Source organism: Bradyrhizobium sp. LMG 9283 (assembly GCF_045571415.1).
Taxonomy (GTDB): Bacteria; Pseudomonadota; Alphaproteobacteria; order Rhizobiales; family Xanthobacteraceae; genus Bradyrhizobium.
Genome location: NZ_CP120691.1, coordinates 4,315,954 through 4,334,337, shown reverse-complemented (window position 1 = coordinate 4,334,337; position 18,384 = coordinate 4,315,954). Strand labels below are relative to the sequence as shown.

17 protein-coding genes are annotated in these 18,384 nt (G+C 65.0%); 11 read left to right on the top strand and 6 right to left on the bottom strand.

What is annotated here, in order from left to right; translation table 11 throughout:
* Window positions 1-41 precede the first annotated feature (41 nt).
* Complete coding sequence (locus P6U29_RS20455) at window positions 42-704, top strand: class I SAM-dependent methyltransferase (RefSeq protein ID WP_407119183.1); 663 nt, start codon at window positions 42-44, stop codon at window positions 702-704.
* Between the two features lie 4 nt (window positions 705-708).
* Here P6U29_RS20455 and P6U29_RS20450 read toward each other — a convergent pair whose 3' ends face one another.
* From P6U29_RS20450 to tpiA, 3 genes are all read right to left on the bottom strand, one after another.
* A complete protein-coding gene (locus tag P6U29_RS20450) occupies window positions 709-2,340 on the bottom strand; it encodes a CTP synthase (protein ID WP_407119182.1) in 1,632 nt (543 codons plus the stop codon).
* 166 nt (window positions 2,341-2,506) lie between these two features.
* The gene (secG, locus tag P6U29_RS20445; RefSeq protein WP_407119181.1) at window positions 2,507-2,890 is read right to left on the bottom strand and encodes a preprotein translocase subunit SecG; all 384 of its coding nucleotides are present in this window, start codon (window positions 2,888-2,890) and stop codon (window positions 2,507-2,509) included.
* A gap of 139 nt (window positions 2,891-3,029) precedes the next feature.
* Window positions 3,030-3,785 (bottom strand): triose-phosphate isomerase, encoded by a 756-nt coding sequence (tpiA, locus tag P6U29_RS20440; protein ID WP_407119180.1) that lies wholly within the window; start codon window positions 3,783-3,785, stop codon window positions 3,030-3,032.
* A gap of 221 nt (window positions 3,786-4,006) precedes the next feature.
* Between tpiA and P6U29_RS20435 the strand changes: the two genes are divergently transcribed.
* The 5 genes from P6U29_RS20435 (at window position 4,007) to P6U29_RS20415 (ending at window position 11,205) form a co-directional block, all read left to right on the top strand.
* Complete coding sequence (locus P6U29_RS20435; protein ID WP_407119179.1) at window positions 4,007-5,905, top strand: SurA N-terminal domain-containing protein; 1,899 nt, start codon at window positions 4,007-4,009, stop codon at window positions 5,903-5,905.
* 14 nt (window positions 5,906-5,919) lie between these two features.
* Window positions 5,920-6,933 carry an anthranilate phosphoribosyltransferase gene (gene trpD / locus P6U29_RS20430; protein ID WP_407119178.1) on the top strand — a complete coding sequence of 338 codons (1,014 nt, stop codon included), beginning with the start codon at window positions 5,920-5,922 and terminating at the stop codon, window positions 6,931-6,933.
* 6 nt (window positions 6,934-6,939) lie between these two features.
* Window positions 6,940-7,761: an indole-3-glycerol phosphate synthase TrpC gene (gene trpC / locus P6U29_RS20425; protein ID WP_407119177.1), complete on the top strand. Its 822-nt coding sequence runs from the start codon at window positions 6,940-6,942 to the stop codon at window positions 7,759-7,761.
* Window position 7,762: 1 nt separating this feature from the next.
* Window positions 7,763-8,293, top strand: coding sequence for a cyclic pyranopterin monophosphate synthase MoaC (moaC, locus tag P6U29_RS20420; protein WP_407119176.1), 531 nt, complete (start codon window positions 7,763-7,765; stop codon window positions 8,291-8,293).
* Between the two features lie 179 nt (window positions 8,294-8,472).
* Window positions 8,473-11,205 carry an EAL domain-containing protein gene (locus P6U29_RS20415; protein ID WP_407119175.1) on the top strand — a complete coding sequence of 911 codons (2,733 nt, stop codon included), beginning with the start codon at window positions 8,473-8,475 and terminating at the stop codon, window positions 11,203-11,205.
* An 83-nt stretch (window positions 11,206-11,288) separates the two neighbouring features.
* Here the strand turns inward: P6U29_RS20415 and P6U29_RS20410 are convergent, their stop codons facing one another.
* Window positions 11,289-12,626: a S41 family peptidase gene (locus P6U29_RS20410; protein WP_407119174.1), complete on the bottom strand. Its 1,338-nt coding sequence runs from the start codon at window positions 12,624-12,626 to the stop codon at window positions 11,289-11,291.
* 292 nt (window positions 12,627-12,918) lie between these two features.
* Here P6U29_RS20410 and P6U29_RS20405 point away from each other — a divergent pair, with 292 nt between their 5' ends.
* The 3 genes from P6U29_RS20405 to P6U29_RS20395 all read left to right on the top strand — a co-directional run bounded on the left by P6U29_RS20405 (window position 12,919) and on the right by P6U29_RS20395 (window position 15,081).
* A complete protein-coding gene (locus P6U29_RS20405) occupies window positions 12,919-14,052 on the top strand; it encodes an alpha-hydroxy acid oxidase (protein ID WP_407119173.1) in 1,134 nt (377 codons plus the stop codon).
* 29 nt (window positions 14,053-14,081) lie between these two features.
* Window positions 14,082-14,705 (top strand): HAD-IA family hydrolase, encoded by a 624-nt coding sequence (locus P6U29_RS20400; protein WP_407119172.1) that lies wholly within the window; start codon window positions 14,082-14,084, stop codon window positions 14,703-14,705.
* A gap of 169 nt (window positions 14,706-14,874) precedes the next feature.
* Window positions 14,875-15,081: a hypothetical protein gene (locus tag P6U29_RS20395; RefSeq protein WP_407119171.1), complete on the top strand. Its 207-nt coding sequence runs from the start codon at window positions 14,875-14,877 to the stop codon at window positions 15,079-15,081.
* A 101-nt stretch (window positions 15,082-15,182) separates the two neighbouring features.
* On the opposite strand, the gene P6U29_RS20390 is transcribed toward P6U29_RS20395, so the two are convergent.
* Window positions 15,183-15,476, bottom strand: a complete 294-nt coding sequence (locus tag P6U29_RS20390; RefSeq protein ID WP_407119170.1) for a type II toxin-antitoxin system RelE/ParE family toxin — start codon at window positions 15,474-15,476, stop codon at window positions 15,183-15,185.
* Entirely contained in the window at window positions 15,473-15,700 is a 228-nt protein-coding gene (locus P6U29_RS20385) for a hypothetical protein (protein WP_407119169.1), read from the bottom strand. The genes P6U29_RS20390 and P6U29_RS20385 overlap by 4 nt, the downstream gene beginning before the upstream one ends.
* 144 nt (window positions 15,701-15,844) lie before the next feature.
* Between P6U29_RS20385 and glp the strand changes: the two genes are divergently transcribed.
* Both glp and lexA read left to right on the top strand, forming a co-directional pair.
* Window positions 15,845-17,056, top strand: coding sequence for a gephyrin-like molybdotransferase Glp (gene glp, locus P6U29_RS20380; protein ID WP_407119168.1), 1,212 nt, complete (start codon window positions 15,845-15,847; stop codon window positions 17,054-17,056).
* A 175-nt stretch (window positions 17,057-17,231) separates the two neighbouring features.
* Window positions 17,232-17,933 carry a transcriptional repressor LexA gene (gene lexA / locus P6U29_RS20375; protein ID WP_100230812.1) on the top strand — a complete coding sequence of 234 codons (702 nt, stop codon included), beginning with the start codon at window positions 17,232-17,234 and terminating at the stop codon, window positions 17,931-17,933.
* Window positions 17,934-18,384: the final 451 nt, after the last annotated feature.

Sequence of the window (18,384 nt, the reverse complement as noted above, 5' to 3'; positions counted from 1 at the left end):
TCTGATCTTCCGGAGGTGCAAACCAAGATGCCGGAGTGCGCATGCCCAACGATTTCCTTTCCTTCTTCCTCTCCTGGATGTCGTCCCCGCGTCGGGTCGGAGCTGTCGCACCATCGGGTGCGGCACTCGCCGATCTCATCACGCGCGAGATCAGCGCATCGACGGGGCCGATTCTCGAGCTTGGGCCCGGCACCGGCGCGTTCACCTACAAGCTGCTCAAACGCGGCGTGCGGCCGCAGGATCTCACGCTGATCGAATACGGCTCCGACTTCATGAAGCTCCTGCAACTGCGCTTTCCCGGCACACGCGTGCTGTGGATGGACGCAGGCCGACTGACGACCGAGCGCCTCTATGACGGAGCCCCCGTCGGCGCAGTCGTGAGCGGCCTGCCACTGCTCAACATGAGCAGGCGCAAGGTCATCTCGATCCTCAGCGGCGCGTTCAGCTATGTCCGTCCCGGCGGCGCCTTCTACCAGTTCACCTATGGCATGAGCTGCCCGGTGCCGCGGCCCGTGCTCGACCGGCTGGGCCTGCGTGCAAAGCTGGTGGATCGCGCCTTGCTGAACGTGCCGCCCGCCGCCGTCTACAGGCTGACGCGGCGACCGCAGATGAAGCTGATCACGGGATCGCTTGCGCCCGAACCGTCAGTGCGGGTGGCGTTGAAGCCGATGCATCACGCGCGCGACTGCTCCGCCGCGCGCTGAGCCGTCAGACCAGCCGACTCTGCACCACCGCCGCCTGAATGAACGAGGCGAACAGCGGATGCGGCTCGAACGGGCGCGACTTGAGCTCGGGGTGGAACTGGACGCCGATGAACCAGGGATGATCCTCGTACTCGACGATTTCAGGCAGCACGCCGTCGGGCGACAGGCCTGAGAATTTCAGCCCGTGCTGTTCGAGGCGATCCTTGTAGGCAGTGTTGACTTCGTAGCGATGGCGGTGACGCTCGGAGATCTCCGTCGCGCCGCCATAGACCTGCGAGACGCGGCTGCCGCGATTGAGCGTTGCCGGATAGGCGCCGAGGCGCATCGTGCCGCCGAGATCGCCGGCCTGCGAGCGCTTCTCGAGCTCGTTGCCGCGCAGCCACTCCGTCATCAGGCCGACCAGCGGCTCCTTGGTCGGGCCGAACTCGGTGGAGTTGGCGTCCTCGATGCCGACCAGATTTCGCGCAGCCTCGATCACCGCCATCTGCATGCCGAAGCAGATGCCGAAATACGGCACGTCGCGCTCGCGCGCGAACTGCGCCGCCTTGATCTTGCCTTCAGCACCGCGCTGACCGAAACCGCCGGGCACCAGGATGCCGTTGACGTGCTCGAGGAACGGCGCCGGATCCTCCTTCTCGAAGATCTCGCTTTCGATCCAGTCGAGGTTGACCTTCACCTTATTGGCGATGCCGCCATGCGACAGCGCCTCGATCAGCGACTTATACGCATCCTTCATGCCGGTGTATTTGCCGACGATGGCGATGGTGACGTTGCCCTCGGGGTTGCGGATGCGCTCGTTAATCTCTTGCCAGCTGCACAGCTCCGGCGGAATCCGCGAGGCGATGCCGAAGGCGGCGAGCACTTCGTCGTCGAGGCCCGCATTGTGATAGGCCTCGGGCACCGCGTAGATGTTGTCGACGTCGCGCGCCTCGATCACGGCGCTTTCCCGCACGTTGCAGAACAGCCCGAGCTTGCGCCGCTCCTCCTTCGGGATCGCACGGTCCGTGCGGCAGAGCAGGATGTCCGGCTGGATGCCGATCGAGCGCAGCTCCTTCACCGAGTGCTGCGTCGGCTTGGTCTTGAGCTCGCCAGCGCTCGGAATGTACGGCAGCAGCGTCAGATGGATATAGACGGCGTGATCGCGCGGCAGCTCGTTCTTGAGCTGACGGATCGCCTCGAAGAACGGCAGGCCCTCGATGTCGCCGACCGTGCCGCCGATCTCGACCAGCACGAAATCGTAATCGTCATTGCCGTCGAGGACGAATTCCTTGATCGCGTTGGTGACGTGCGGAACCACCTGGATGGTCGCGCCGAGATAATCGCCGCGCCGTTCCTTGGAGATGATGTCCTGGTAGATGCGCCCCGTCGTGATGTTGTCCGCCTTGGTCGCCGGCCGCCCGGTGAAGCGCTCGTAATGACCAAGATCGAGATCGGTCTCCGCACCGTCATCGGTCACGAACACTTCGCCGTGCTGATACGGCGACATCGTTCCGGGATCGAGATTGAGATAGGGGTCGAGCTTACGGAGGCGGACCTTGTAGCCCCGGGCCTGCAACAGGGCACCCAGTGCCGCCGAAGCCAGACCCTTGCCGAGCGAGGAAACCACGCCGCCGGTGATGAATATGTACCGCGCCATGGGACTTAACCTCTAATCCCTCAAATACGATTCGCCAAAGCGATTCGCATTCCGCCCCAAAGATTTTGCGGGCCTGTGGGTGAGCCAGAACTAAGAGTGGTGACAGTGCCTTGATGGGGATTGTTGATGCAGGACGGTAGCGGCTGCCCTGCATGGCCCCCCTGCTTTATTGCGAGCGCGGCACCTGCGGGCCGCTCGGAGCCGGAGCCTGCTGCTGCTCATCGGCCTTCTTCAGCGAATCCAGGATGCCGCCCGAGGTCGGCGGCGCGATCGGCGTTCCGCCGGCCGGCTGGGTCTGCGCCGGCTGGCCGATGATCGACGACGGCTTGCGGTCGTATCCGGCGTACCAGGACAGGAACAGGCTGGTGAGAAAGAAGCCGACGGCCAGGATCGCGGTGGTCCGCGTCAGAAGGTTCGCCGTACCGCGGCTCGACATGAAGCCCGCGCCGCCCCCCATGCCGAGGCCGCCGCCTTCCGACTTCTGGAGCAGCACGGCACCGATCATGACGGCGACGATCATGAGGTGGATGACGATGACAACGGTCTGCATAATATCCTTCCGTCACAAGCGGGCGGCGCCTGACGGCGGCCGATCGCGCTTCGCGGGTTTTCCTGAAGTTGCGCGGTGTTACACGATCGGGACGGGTATTGCCACCCCCGATCAGGTCCAGATCAACGCTTTGGGTTAGCTAAGGGCAGCCTCTGGCGATCGCAAGGAAATCGGCCGCCTTCAGGCTGGCGCCACCGACCAGCGCGCCGTTGATGTTTTTCACCGCCATCAGCTCGGCCGCGTTCGAGGGCTTGACCGAGCCGCCATAGAGGATCCGCATCTTCGCGCCCTCGGCTTTGAACCGGGAGATCAGGAGTTCCCGGATAAAGCCATGAATCTGCTCGACATCCTTGGCTGTCGGCGTCAGCCCGGTGCCGATCGCCCAGACCGGCTCGTAGGCCACGACCAGATTGGCTGCGGTCGAGCTATCGGGCAGAGAGCCGTCGAGCTGGCCGCGCACAATGTCCAGGGTCTGGCCGGCGTCGCGCTGGCCTTGCGTCTCGCCGATGCAGACGATCGCCGTCGCCCCGGCGCGCCAGGCCGCCTCGGCCTTCTGCCGGATCAGCGCGTCGCCCTCGCCATGGTCGGCGCGGCGCTCGGAATGGCCGACGATGATGGCGGTTGCGCCCGCATCCACCAGCATTTCGGCGGCAACATCGCCGGTATGGGCGCCGGAGGCCTTGGGGTGGCAATCCTGCGCCCCTACGGCGACCTTCTTGCCACGCGCTTTCTCGGCAAAGGCGGCGACGAGGGTCGCCGGCGGGCAAACCAACAGGTCGGCCTTGCCGGCTACGTCTGCCGCACCGTTGAGCATGGCGTCGAATTCGGCAGCCTGGGCCTTCAGGCCGTTCATTTTCCAATTGCCGGCGATCAGCGGTCGGATGGCGTCGGTCATGTCAATGTCCAGCAAAATGAGGTTTGTGCATGCGCTAGCAGAGCTGTCGCGGCAGTTCCAGACCTAGAGGCCTTTAACCGCGGATCTCAAGGGAGACCCGTGGCAAGGTTGCGGGGGGAAAGCCGCCACTTTATGATGATCTATCAATTTGGTGACGCGCTTTTGCGGAATCTGCATTAAGACGCGCTCCCGTTCCCCTCCTGACCAACAAGTTGGACCAAATGCTTCGAGGAATGCGCAAGGCCTCATCAAACTGGCTCGGCAAGACCATTATGGCCGTGGTGATGGGCGTATTGATCGTCAGTTTCGGCATTTGGGGCATCGCCGACATCTTCCGTGGCTTCGGGCAGTCCACGGTGGCCAGAATCGGCAGCACCGAGATTTCGCTGAACGAGTTCCGCCAGATCTACACCGACCGCCTGCAACAGATCAGCCGCCAGTTCGGCCGTCCGCTGACGCCCGACCAGGCGCGGGCCTTCGGCCTCGACCGCCAGGTACTGCAGCAGACCATCGCGGAAGCCGCCCTCGACGAAGAGGCGCGCCGGCTCGGGCTCGGCCAGTCCGATGACCAGATCCGCCAGGTCATCATGAACGATCCCAACTTCAAGGGCGTCGGCGGCAATTTCGATGCGAACCGCTTCCAGGCCGTGATCCGCAATTTCGGCTATACCGAGCAGCGCTATGTCGCCGAGCAGCGCAAGGTGTCGCTGCGCCGCCAGATCACCGGCACGATCGGCGCCGGCATCGAGCCGCCGAAGGCCATGATCGACGTTCTGACGCGCTACCAGAACGAGCAGCGCACCATTGAATTCGTCAAGCTCGACGCCGCACAGGCAGGCACCATCGACGCGCCCTCGCCCGAAGCCCTCGCCACTTATTTCGAGGATCACAAGGTTCAGTTCCGCGCGCCCGAATACCGCAAGATCGCCTTCGTCGTGATCTCGCCGGAAGAGATCGGCAAGTGGAGCGAGGTGTCGGACGAGGACGCCAAGAAGGTGTTCGACCAGCGCAAGGACCGGCTCGGCACGCCGGAGAAGCGACAGATCCAGCAGATCGTGTTTCCGAACGTCGGCGAAGCGCAAGCCGCACGCGAGCGCCTGGTCGGCGGGCTGTCGTTCGAGGATCTCGGCAAGGAACGCGGGCTGAGTGCCTCCGACGTCGACCTTGGCCTCGTCACCAAGTCTTCGCTCGACCCCGCGGTTGGCGATGCCGCCTTCAAGCTTCCGGCCGGTGAGATCAGCCAACCAATCCAGGGCGCGCTCGGCACGTCCATCGTCAGGGTCGACAAGATCGAGCCGGGCAAGGAGGCGGACTACGCCAGCCTCGCCGGCGACATCAAGCGCGAGATCGCCACCGAGCGCGCGCGCGTCAAGGTTGCCGATCTCCGCGACAAGATGGAGGACGAGCGCGGCGGCGGCTCCAGCGTGATCGACGCGGCACAGAAGCTCGGCCTCACCGCCGTGACCATCGATGCCGTCGACCGCTCCGGCCGCGCCCCGAACGGCCAGCCGGTCGCCAACATCCCGCAGGGTCTCGACGTGGTGTCGCAGGCCTTCAACACCGATGTCGGCGTCGACAACGACGCTATCTCGTTCAAGGGCGGCTATGTCTGGTACGACGTACTCGCCATCACGCCCTCGCGCGACCGCAATCTCGACGAGGTCCGCGACCAAGTCGAGGCGCGCTGGCGCCAGGACCAGATCGCAACCAAGCTGAAGGCCAAGGCGACCGAGATGGTGCAGAAGCTCGAATCGGGCGGCAAGCTCGCGGATGAAGCGGCAGCGATCGGCGCCAAGGTCGAGACCGCGACCGGCTTCAAGCGCGACGATTCGCCCGCCGGCGTCCCCGCCATCGTCGTGTCGGCCGCGTTCCGCACCGCCAAGGACGGCGTCGGACAGACGCCCGTGAGCGGCGGCAGCGAGGTGATCGTCTTCCGCGTCACCGAGATCGTCGACCCCACGGTCGACCTTGCCTCGGACGCGGTCAAGAAGCTGAAGGAGAGCCTCGACCGGGCCCAGACCGAGGAGCAGGTCGCTTCCTACGTCAACAAGCTTGAAACCGACATCGGGACCACCATTAATCAGGCCGCCTTCGCGCAGGTGACCGGCGCGAACCAGTGAGTTGAAAGCACGCGATGGACGACCTGAAATCGATCATTGGAAAAGTGGCGACCGGCGCCAGCCTGTCGCGTGACGAAGCCGCTTCCGCCTTCGACGCCATGATGAGTGGCGAGGCCACGCCCTCGCAGATGGGCGGCCTCTTGATGGCGCTGCGGGTACGCGGCGAGACCGTGGACGAGATCACCGGCGCTGTTGCGGCGATGCGCTCCAAGATGCTGACCGTGACGGCGCCGCCCGACGCCGTCGACATTGTCGGCACCGGCGGCGACGGCTCGGGCTCGGTCAACGTCTCGACCTGCGCCGCCTTCATCGTCTCGGGCGCCGGCGTGCCGGTGGCCAAGCACGGCAACCGCGCGCTGTCCTCGCGCTCGGGCGCCGCCGACGTGCTGGCATCGCTCGGGGTGAAGATCGATCTCAAGCCGGAGCAGGTCGGACGCTGCGTGCGCGAATGCGGCATCGGATTCATGTTTGCCCCCGCCCACCATCCCGCCATGAAGAACGTCGGCCCGACCCGGGTCGAGCTCGCGACGCGCACGATCTTCAACCTGCTTGGGCCCCTGTCCAACCCCGCCGGTGTGAAGCGACAGATGGTCGGCGTGTTCTCAAGGCAATGGGTGCAGCCGCTGACGCAGGTGCTCAAGAACCTCGGCTCGGAATCCGCCTGGGTGGTGCACGGTTCCGACGGTCTCGACGAGATCACCCTCACCGGCCCGACCTTCGTCTCCGCGCTCCAAAATGGCGAGATCCGGAATTTCGAGGTGACGCCGGAGGAAGCTGGGCTTTCGCTTTGCGAGGCCGGTGCGCTCAGGGGCGGCGACGCCGACGCCAACGCGATCGCGTTGCAAAGCGTGCTCGACGGCAAGCCGAGCCCCTATCGCGACGTGGCGCTGCTCAACGCCGCCGCCGCGCTGGTCGTGGCCGGCCGCGCCAAGGACCTGAAGGACGCCGTCGCGATCGGCGCCCGCTCCATCGACAGCGGCGCTGCCAACGCGAAGCTGAGGCACCTGGTCACGGTCTCCAACGGCTGAATGCGCATGTCCGACATCCTGACCAAGATCGAGACCTATAAGCGCGAGGAGATCGCGGCGGCGAAGCGGACGCGTCCGCTCTCCGCCGTGGAAGCGCAAGCCAAGGCCGCCTCCGCGCCGCGTGGCTTCCTGCGCGCAATCAAGAGCAAGCGTGCCGATGGCGACTACGCGCTGATCGCCGAGATCAAGAAGGCCTCGCCCTCCAAGGGTCTCATTCGCGCCGATTTCGACCCGCCGGCGCTCGCAAAAGCCTATGAGACGGGCGGCGCAGCCTGCCTTTCGGTGCTGACCGACACGCCGTCGTTCCAGGGCCATCTCGACTTCATGGTGGCGGCGCGCGCGGCAACGTCGCTGCCGGTCCTGCGCAAGGATTTCATGTTCGACACCTTTCAGGTGGTCGAGGCGCGCGCGCACGGCGCCGACTGCATCCTGATCATCATGGCGGCGCTCGATGATGCCGCTGCCAGGGATATCGAAGACGCTGCCATCGCCTATGGCATGGACGTGCTGATCGAGATTCACGACCGGGCCGAACTCGACCGTGCGCTGAAACTGCGTTCGCCGATGATCGGCGTCAACAACCGCAATCTTCGCACGTTCGAGACCACGCTTACGACCAGCGAGGCGCTGGCGCCGCTGATTCCCGGCGACCGGCTGATGGTCGGCGAGAGCGGTATCTTCACGCCCGAAGATCTCGCCCGGCTCGAGCGCGTCGGCATGTCGACCTTCCTGGTCGGTGAAAGCCTGATGCGGCAGGCCGACGTTACCGCGGCGACGCGCGCGCTGCTCGCGCGCAAGACGACGGCGCGCGCGACGGGCACGCGCTGACATGGCGCGCAAGCCAGCCAAGAAGCCAGGTACGACGAAGACGGTCAAATCCAAGGCCGGCCCCGCCCTCACCCATATCGGCGCCTCCGGCGAGGCGCGGATGGTCGACGTCTCGGACAAGCCCGCGACCGAGCGGCTTGCGGTCGCGGAAGGCCGCGTCGTCATGACCAAGGCAACGCTCGACCTGATCGTGTCCGGCAACGCCAAGAAGGGTGACGTGCTCGGCACCGCGCGCATCGCCGGCATCATGGCCGCCAAGCGCACCTCCGAGCTGATCCCGCTCTGCCATCCGCTCGCGCTGTCGAAGGTGACGCTCGACATCGAGCTGGATGCAAAACTGCCGGGCTGCCTCGTTCGCGCCAGCGTGAAGGTCACGGGCCCGACCGGCGTCGAGATGGAGGCCCTCACCGCGGTCTCGGTTGCCTGCCTCACCATCTACGACATGATCAAGGCGGTCGAGCGCGGCGTGCGCATCGAAGCTATCCATCTCGTCGAGAAGCTCGGCGGCAAGTCCGGCCATTACCGCGCCTGAAGCGGCTTACTTAAGCGACTTGCCTCCCGCACCACCGCAGATCGCTTGCATTTGCGCGCGCGTCTTCACCCTGCGTTAACCGCCCTTGCTAACTTTACCTCCACACCGTTCCCGTAAACCAGCGGATGTTTCCGGGCTCAAGAATTGATCCTGGCGTGTGTACGACAGCGATCGAGATCATGACCAGATTCCGCAACCGCCTCCTCGACCAGGCCGTGCTCACGCGCAGCGGGCCGATCCGCTGGCTAGTGGTGGGCGGAATCTTCCTGATCGCCGCGATCGCCGTTGGCGCAACGCTGATGGCACAGAACTTCCGCGAGCGCGCGCTGCACAACTCCGGTCGCGAGCTGGAAAACACGGTGCTGCTGCTCGCTCACCATTTCGACCAGCAATTGCAGGATTTCGCGGTCATCCAGAAGGACTTCGTCGACCACGTCCGCACGACCGGAATCACGACCGGGGAAGACTATCGCAGGCGCCTCTCCGGCGAGGACGTCCACCGAATGCTGCGATCGAAGATCGAGGCGCTGCCCTATATCGGCGGCGTCACCATCATCGATGCCGAAGGCAACGTGATCAATTCGTCGACGGCGTGGCCAGCCCCGAAAGTAAACGTCGCTGATCGCGCCTATTTTCGGACTTTCAAATATGACCCTTCCTCGCCGGACGTCCTGATCGAGCCGCTTCATAGCCGGATCTCGGGCGCATGGACGATCCTAATCGTGCACAAGATCGTCGGGCCAAGCGGCGAGTTCCTCGGTGTCGTCGGGCGCGGAATCGAACCCGCCAACTTCGAAAAATTCTTCGCCTCTGTCGTGCTCGGCGAAGGCGCGACGATCTCGATGTTGCATCGGGACGGCACGCTGCTCGCCCGTTATCCCCATTCCAGCGAGTTGATGGGGCGGAATTTCAAGACCGGCTCGTTCGAGCAGCAGAGGGTGTTCGGGCTCGATCACTTCGCCGGCCGTTTCGTAAGCCCTGTCGACGGGGAGGACCGGCTGATCTCCGCGCGCGCCCTGCCCCATTTCCCGATCCTGATGATGGCCACCACGACGCGCGCGGCGGCCCTCACGGACTGGCGCGAGCAGATCGGCATCCTGATCTCGGTGGCCGCCTCGTCCGCGCTCGCCATCGCAGGCGTGCTGATCGCGATCGTGCGCAAGCTGCTGGAGCAGCACCGCCTTTCGCGCGAACGGCTGACGCTGGAAAAGCAGCGGCTCGACCGCGCCGTCAACAACATGACGCAAGGCCTTTTGCTGTTCGATGCCGAGCATCGGCTCGTGGTCTGCAACAACCGCTACATCGAGATGTATGGATTGTCGGCCGACATCGTAAGGCCCGGCTCCAGCTTCCACGACATCATCGCCCATCGCAAGGCAACCGGCTCGTTCGCGGGCGACGTCGACGCTTACGTCGCGCTCGTGCTGAAGGACATCCATGTCCGTAATTCCATGGTGATCGACACCTCCGATGGCCGCTCGATCCACATCCTCAACGAGCCGCTCGCGGATGGCGGCTGGGTCGCGACCCATGAAGACGTCACGGAGCGCCGCCGCATCGAGGAGCGCATCACCCACCTCGCTCATTACGACGCGCTGACGGACCTGCCCAACCGCGCCATGTTCCACGAACATCTGCGCCATGAGCTGGCTGCGGTCCGCGACGGCGAACAGATCGCGGTGCACTACATCGATATCGACGAATTCAAGGGCGTCAACGACGCGCTCGGCCATCTCGTCGGCGACGAGCTGTTGAAATCGGTCGCGGCGAACCTCCGCCGCTGTGCGGGCCCGGCAGACTTCGTGGCGCGCCTCGGCGGCGACGAATTCGCCATCGTGCAGAGCGCGGTGACGTCGCTGGAGCAGGTCAACGAGTTCGTCGCGCGGGTCTTCGAAGCCATTCGCACGCCGTTCGACTGCATGGGCCATCATCTCACCACCGACGCCAGCATCGGCATTGCGCTGGCGCCGGAACACGGAACAGTGCTGGACCAGATCCTGAAGAACGCAGACATGGCGATGTACGCGGCCAAGTCGGCCGGGCGCCGCACCTGCCGCTTCTTCGAGCCGGCCATGGATGCCAAGGTTCGCGAGCGGCGCCAGCTCGAGAGCGACCTGCGCCGCGCCATCGCCCAAGGAGGGCGCGAAGGCGGGCTAGAGGTCTATTACCAGCCCTGCCTCGGCCTCAAAGACGACCGCATCACCGGCTGCGAGGCGCTGGTGCGCTGGCGCCATCCCGAGCGCGGCATGGTCTCGCCGGCCGAATTCATCCCGATCGCCGAAGACACCGGCCTGATCAACGAGATCGGCGAATGGGTGCTGGCGACCGCGTGCCGGGACGCAGCAGGCTGGCCCGACGACATCCGCCTCGCCGTCAACGTCTCGCCGGTGCAGTTCAAGAGCGGCACACTGGCGCTGAAGATCATGGCCGCGCTCGCGGCATCGAACCTGCCGGCGAGCCGGCTCGAACTCGAGATCACCGAGGCGGTCCTGATCCGCGACGACGATGCCGCGCTCGCGATCTTGCACCAGCTCCGTGCCATCGGCGTGCGCATCGCGCTCGACGATTTCGGCACCGGCTACTCATCCCTGAGCTATCTGCACCGCTTCCCCTTCGACAAGATCAAGATCGACCGCTGTTTCGTCGACGACATCGCCCGCCCCGACGGCTCCGCCAGCATCGTTCAGGCCGTCGTCAATCTGGCGGCCGCCCGCCGCATGACCACCACGGCCGAGGGCGTCGAGACCGAGGAGCAGCGGCGCCTGCTCCGAACGCTTGGCTGTGCCGAGATGCAGGGCTACCTGTTCAGCGCCGCCAAGCCGGCCGACAAGATGCTGGAGCTGTTCGCGCTGCATCGCAGCCGGCTCGCCCGGCGCGAAGGCAGCGAGAGCCGCCGCCGCGAGGCCGGTTAGGTCTTCGAGACAGCGCCCCAGACGGAATTCGCCCGGAAGCGGTGATCCACTCCCGGGCGATCCATATCTGGAGGTCGTCGGATTTAGTTCGGAACCGTAGCCTTCGTCGCGCGCTTGGCGGCAACCGCATTCGCGGTGACGCCGTGAAGGAAGTCATAGGCCGCGTGCAGGGCCTTGTCGTCCTTCTCTTCCGGCGGGACATAGGACTGCGATCCGGTCTGCTCGGTGCCGTCGGCGGCCTGCAGATGCCCGCGCATCTGGGATTCAGCCATTGTGTCCATCCGGCCCTTCAGCTCGGGCGGCACGTCCTGGAGGATCTCGATGTCGGGCGCGATGCCCTGGGCCTGGATCGAGCGGCCCGACGGGGTGTAGTAGCGCGCCGTGGTCAGCGCCAGCGCGCCATTGCCGGCGCCGAGCGGAATGATGGTCTGCACCGAGCCCTTACCGAACGAGCGCGTGCCGATCAGCGTCGCGCGCTTGTGGTCGTGCAGCGCGCCGGACACGATCTCCGAGGCCGAGGCCGAGCCGCCGTTGATCAGCACCACGAGCGGCTTGCCCTTGGTGAGATCGCCGCCATGCGCAGTGAAGCGCTGGGTTTCTTCCGGGCTGCGGCCGCGGGTCGAAACGACCTCGCCGCGCTGGAGGAAGGCGCTCGACACCGACACGGCCTGATCGAGCAGGCCCCCCGGATTGTTGCGCAGATCAAGCACGTAGCCGACGAGCTTCTCCTGGGGGACCTGCTTGGAGATCGACGCGATCGCCTTCTTCAGGCCGTCGGTGGTCTGTTCGTTGAACGAGGTGACGCGGATATAGCCGATGTCGCCGTTCTCGACGTGGAAGCGCACGGGGCGCACATGGATGATCTCGCGCGTGATCGCGACATCGAGCGGCGCGTCGGCGCCCTTGCGCACGATAGTGAGCTTGGTCTTGGTGTCGACCGGGCCCTTCATCTTGTTGACCGCCTGCTCGAGCGTCATGCCCTGCACGGCCTCGCCGTCGATCTTGCTGATGAGGTCGCCGGACATGATGCCGGCCTTCGAGGCCGGCGTGTCGTCGATCGGCGAGACGACCTTGACGAGGCCGTCCTCCATGGTGACCTCGATGCCGAGGCCGCCGAACTCGCCCGAGGTGGTCTCCTGCATCTCGGTCCAGGCCTTGGCGTTCATGTAGCGCGAATGCGGATCGAGCGAGGTCACCATGCCGGTGATCGCCCCCTCGATCAGCTTGGCATTGTCGGGCTTCTCGACATAGCTCGCCTTGACGCGCTCGAACACCGCGCCGAACAGATTGAGCTGGGAATAAGCATCATCCGCGCTCGCCGCCGCCCGTGCCGCCCATACTCCGCCGTGCGGGCTGGCTACCAGAAGGGTCAGACACGCTCCAGTGAGCGCGCCCAGGGGGAATAGCAGGGTTTTCCGCATGGATGAGCTAGCCTTTTGCTTGGCGGTTCTCTTGGGGCTGGGAGACGCCATGCAAATGGCGATCCAGCCCGCTTCTCACAATACCATTCCGGTTTCTTCAAGGCCGGGATGCCGCGCCGAAGAAATCCCTTCGCCTAGGTCTAAACTTTTGGCAACGTTCCGAAACTGTTTCGCGCAAGCGGAAACCCGTCGGGCCGCCCGCGCCTCGCAGCTATGCGATTTTAGGATGGTTTTGGAGGGCCGGACGCGATAGGCGATGGCGACAAGACTTCAAATTCTCGGGAGGACAACAATGAACGAAGCGCCCCGCATCCGGCCGGAACGGAACGTCGAACTCGGCGCCAGCAACGAGCCGTTCCAGAACCTACACGAGTTCATCCGGAAGGCGCGCGCCAACCTCAACCAAAATGCCTGGGACTATATCGTCGGCGCCGCCGAGACCGAGACCACGATGCGGCGCAACCGCATGGCTCTTGACGAGATCGCCTTCCGCCCGCGCGTGCTGCGCGATGTCCGGAAGGTCGATGGTTCCGTCGAGCAGCTCGGCCGCAGGATGCGCCTGCCGGTGGTGCTCGCCCCGGTCGGCGCGCTCGAGATCTTCGATCCGGATGGCGCGGCAAGCGTGGCACGCGCCGCCGGCACCTTCGGCGCGGCGCATATGCTGAGCTCGGTGTCCGAGCCTGGCCTGGAGAAGACTGCCGAGGCTGCCCCCGACGCGCTGCGGCTCTATCAGCTCTATGTGCGCGGCGACGATGCCTTCGTCGCCGATGTCGTCAGCCGGGCCGAACAGAACGCTTATGCCGCCTTCTGCCTGACCGTCGACACCGCTCATTACAGCCGTCGCGAACGTGACATCGCCAAGCGCTATGTGCGCGAGAGCCGCCTGCGCGCCACCGGAGGCGACTACCAGAAGGGCCTGGAGTGGCGGACCGTCAAGATGATCAAGGACAAGTTCAAGATCCCTCTGATCCTGAAGGGCATTGCCACCGCCGAGGACGCGCAGATCGCGCTCGATCACGGTGTCGAATGGATCTACGTCTCCAACCATGGCGGCCGCCAGCTCGACCACGGCCGTGGCGCCATGCATGTGCTGCCGGAGATCGTCGATGCCGTGAAGGGCCGCGCCAAGATCATGGTCGACGGCGGCTTTTGCCGCGGCACCGACATCGTCAAGGCGATCGCGGCGGGCGCGGACCTCGTCGGCATCGGCCGTCTGCAGTGTTGGGCGCTGGCGGCCGCCGGCGGAGCCGGTGTCGCGCGGATGCTGGAGCTGCTGGAGGACGAGGTGCTGCGCTGCCTTGGCCTCCTGGGCGCCACCTCATTCGCCGAGGTCGATAAATCGTGCCTGCATCCGGCGACCGCGACCAACGCGCCTGGCGTGTTCAGCGCGTTCCCGCTGTTCGACCATGAGCCCTATCGCTACTGAGTTGCCGATACTGAGGTGAAAAGGACGCAATGACATCGCTCTCTCCCGGCTGCGCGGATGCGCTCCTGTTCGATCTCGGGCGCGTGGTGCTCGACATCGACTTCTCCAAGGCGATCGCCTGCTGGGCGGGACATGCCGGCTGCCAGCCCGAGGCCATCGTCGCGCGCTATGTGCGTGACGAGGCCTACCAGCTGCACGAGATGGGCAAGATCAGCGACGAGGACTATTTCGCCTCGCTGCGTGCTTCGCTCGGAATCGGCATCTCGGACGCGCAGTTTCTGGAAGGCTGGAATGCGATCTTCGCCGGTGAGATGCCAGACATCGCCGAGCTGCTGCCGCGCGCGGCGAAGCAGATGCCGCTCTATGCCTTCTCCAACACCAATCGGCCGCACGTCGACTATTTCTCGAAGGAATATGCCAGCCTGCTCGGCCATTTCCGCGAGCTGTATTTGTCGTCCAGCATCGGACTGCGCAAACCGGATGCGGAGGCTTTCGATCATGTCGTCGCGGCGATCGGCGTGCCGGCCGAGCGCATTGTATTCTTCGATGACCTCGCCGAGAACATCGAGGGAGCGCGGGCGCGCGGCTTGAAGGCCGTGCATGTCACATCGCCGCGAGATGTCGGGGACACACTCAAGACACTGGGCATCTGAGGCCAGCCGGAGTCGCCGCGAGAAGCCGCTGCGCGGCGGTTCCCGGAGCTAAATTGGCCGAAGATGAGGAACCCCATCACTTTGTGTATTTTTGTACAGAGTTCCCGGAACGGAATACCACCCTCCGGACTCATCAGTCCGTTGGGACTTCTACATCGGACTCATCGACGTGCTGGGCAAAACCTATCTCACCAAGCAAGCCTCTCTCCTGCTTGAATTCGCCAAAACCACCTCGGATTCTGACCTTTCCGCCAAGCTGATCAGCAAGGCTGCCGACCTGAAATCCCAGGCCGATCCACTGCCTGACAAGGATCAAGGTCCCAAAGCTCCCGACGTCACACTGGACGACGGCCCGGACCGACCGAGCGGGAGTTGACCGATGTTGGCCGTGGCACTCGTCCTCCTCGTGCTCGCCATGGCCATCCTCGTGCCGGTCTGTCTCGCCTTCCGGGTCATGCCCCGGCGGACTCGAGTTCCTTAGGCGTCCGAGTGCTCGCGTTCCCGCGCGGGATGCTGGATCGTGAGAATGACGATTTCGCCAGCCTTTTCGTCCAGCCGGTAATAAACCAGATAAGGGTACCGCCGCGTCACCAGTTTGCGTACGCCCTCGATCGTCTGTGGTCGTCCAAGTCGTGGAAAGCGAATGAGATTTTGAAGCGATTCAAGGATCGCAGCGCGCACGCGCAACGCGCCTTGCGGGCTGTGCTCCCTGACATAATCGGCAATGCTAATCAGATCGTGGGCCGCGCGTTCCGTGAATCTGAGCTTCATCGCTCGAAACGGCGGAACGCGGCTTCGACGTCGGCATCAGACGCAAACTGCCGGAGGTTCGCTTGTGCGAGCCCCTCAAGGACCGCCGGAAGATGGCCGGAATCAATCTCCTCGGGCTCCCCTCCGTTGCCGGTCAAAGCCAAAATCGCGCGCGCAATCTCGTCCTGGCTATCCGCAGGAAGCTGCCGCACGGCTTGGAGCGCCTTTTCGAGCAGTTTTGTCATCGACCGAAGATAAGCCGAGCCAGTGCGGAAAGGAAGCGTGACTTCTCGCTGGCTTGAGGAGGTCTTTTGCTTCAGCCCCTCCGCTCGGCTAGAACCTTGCCGACCGAGTCCTTCGATTGCTTCGATTTGTTGCGGGAGTTCGCCGTGGCCCTGATGCCGGTATCCGACGCGCTTGCCGCCGTGCTCGCCGGCACAGAGCCACTGGCCGAGGAGACGGTCGCCCTCGATCAGGCCTACCATCGCGTGCTCGCGCACAACATCGCGGCGCGGCGCACGCAGCCGCCCGAAGCCATGTCGGCGATGGACGGCTATGCCGTGCGCGCCGCCGATGCGGCCACGATCGATTCCAGGCTGACGGTGACCGGTGAGGTCGCAGCGGGCCGTCCGTTCGCGGGAACGGTCGGCGCCGGCGAAGCCGTTCGGATCTTCACCGGCGGCGTCGTTCCCGATGGCGCCGATGCGGTCGTGATCCAGGAGGACACGGTCGCCGACGGCAAGCACATCACGATCAAGGAAGCCGCGATTCCCGGACGGCACATCCGCCCTGCCGGCGTCGACTTCCGCGAGGGCGACGTGCTGCTGCGCAAGGGAACCCGTCTCACCGAGCGCGATCTCGCGCTCGCCGCTGCGATGAACCACCCGCAGCTTGCCGTTTGCCGCCGTCCGAAGGTCGCGATCCTCGCCACCGGCGACGAGCTGGTGATGCCGGGCGCCACGCCCGGATACGGCCAGATCGTCTATTCCAATGGCTACGCCCTGCACGCGCTCGCCCGCAGTGAGGGCGCCGAGACCATCGACCTCGGCGTTGCCGCCGATACGCTGCAGGCCACTTCCGCCGGCATCCGCCGCGCCCGCGAGAGCGGCGCCGACATCCTGATCACGACCGGTGGCGCGTCGGTCGGCGACCACGATCTGGTTCAGCAGGCGCTGAAGGGCGAAGGCATCTCGATGGCGTTCTGGAAGATCGCTATCCGGCCCGGCAAGCCGATGATGCACGGACGGCTCGGCGCCATGCGCGTAATCGGCCTGCCCGGCAATCCGGTGTCATCATACGTATGCGCCTTCCTGTTCATGGTGCCGCTGATTCGCGCCCTGTCAGGCCGCTCGGTGATTCATCATCACCGCGAGCGCGCCGTGCTGGGCCGCGATCTCGGGGCCAACGACCAGCGCGAGGATTATCTGCGTGCGCGCCTGGAGCTGCGCGGCGACGGCACGCTCGTCGCCCTTCCCGTCAGCCATCAGGACTCCTCTCTGCTTGCGAATCTCGCTGCGGCACAGGTACTTCTCGTGCGCGCGCCGTTCGCGCCGAAGGCCGAGGCCGGCACGCCTTGCGAGGTGCTGCGGCTCCCCGCCTGAGCTGCATTGCACACGCATTCCGCGAGTTTTGCCCCGTTCACGGTAAATTAAGCAGTTGCGGAACACATATCGAACATATAGTGTCCGTTCATGATTTGTTTCGAGGATGTAGCGGCTTATCGCTGAATTCATCGTCTCGGAATCGAACGACATCAACCGGGGGACTTTGGTCGAGATGTTGACGCGCAAACAATACGAGCTTCTGCGGTTCATCAGCGAACGTCTGAAGGAAAGCGGCGTGCCGCCGTCCTTCGACGAGATGAAGGATGCGCTCGACCTGCGCTCGAAGTCAGGCATTCATCGCCTGATCACTGCGCTCGAGGAGCGCGGCTTCATCCGCCGCCTGCCCAACCGCGCCCGGGCCATCGAGGTGATCAAGCTGCCCGAACTCCAGGCCGCTGCCGGCAATCGCCGCGGCTTCACGCCGAGCGTCATCGAGGGCAATCTCGGCAAGGTGCGCGCGAGCTCCAGCCCGCCTGTTGACGAGGGCGAGCGTCCCGTCGCGGTGCCGGTGATGGGCCGCATCGCGGCCGGCACGCCGATCGAGGCGCTGCAGACCCGCAGCCACACCATCAGCGTACCGCCCGACATGCTCGGCTCGGGCGAGCACTACGCACTCGAAGTGCGCGGCGATTCGATGGTCGAGGCCGGCATCCTCGATGGCGACATGGCGCTGATCCAGCGCAACGAGAGCGCCGACACCGGCGACATCGTGGTGGCGCTGATCGATGACGAGGAGGCCACGCTCAAGCGCTTCCGCCGTCGCGGCGCCTCGATCGCGCTCGAGCCCGCCAATGCCGCCTACGAGGTCCGCATCCTTCCGCCGAACCGCGTGAAGATTCAGGGCAAGCTGATCGGGCTTTACCGGAAATACTAAGCGGTCCTGCGGTCGTTCGACACCTGTTGGAGCGGAGCATTTCCGCTCCGGCTGGATAGTCTTTCCGGATTATCCAGCCCCCCTCCGGCGCGACATCCTCGAGACGCCGCGCGAAGCGACATCGCTTCGCGGCCTGAGAGCTTGAGGAGACGCCATGCGCCAGATCGTTGCATGGACAATCATTGCGGCGCTGGCCGCAGCATCGGCATCGCAAGCCGTTGCCACACCATCGCATCGCCGTATGCGCAGGCAATCGGCGGCTCGCGAGCATATCCGCAACGCGCGGAATGCAATCGCACAGCCTCCGCAATCGAGCTGGCAATATTCAAGCTGGTCGGCACCCGCGGGGCGCTGACATGGCGTCTTCCGAATGCACAGGCGTCGGCTTTGTTCCTATCGAATCCGGGAAAGATAATGTGATCGTGGCTTGCGGACCCCAGCCGCAGATTTG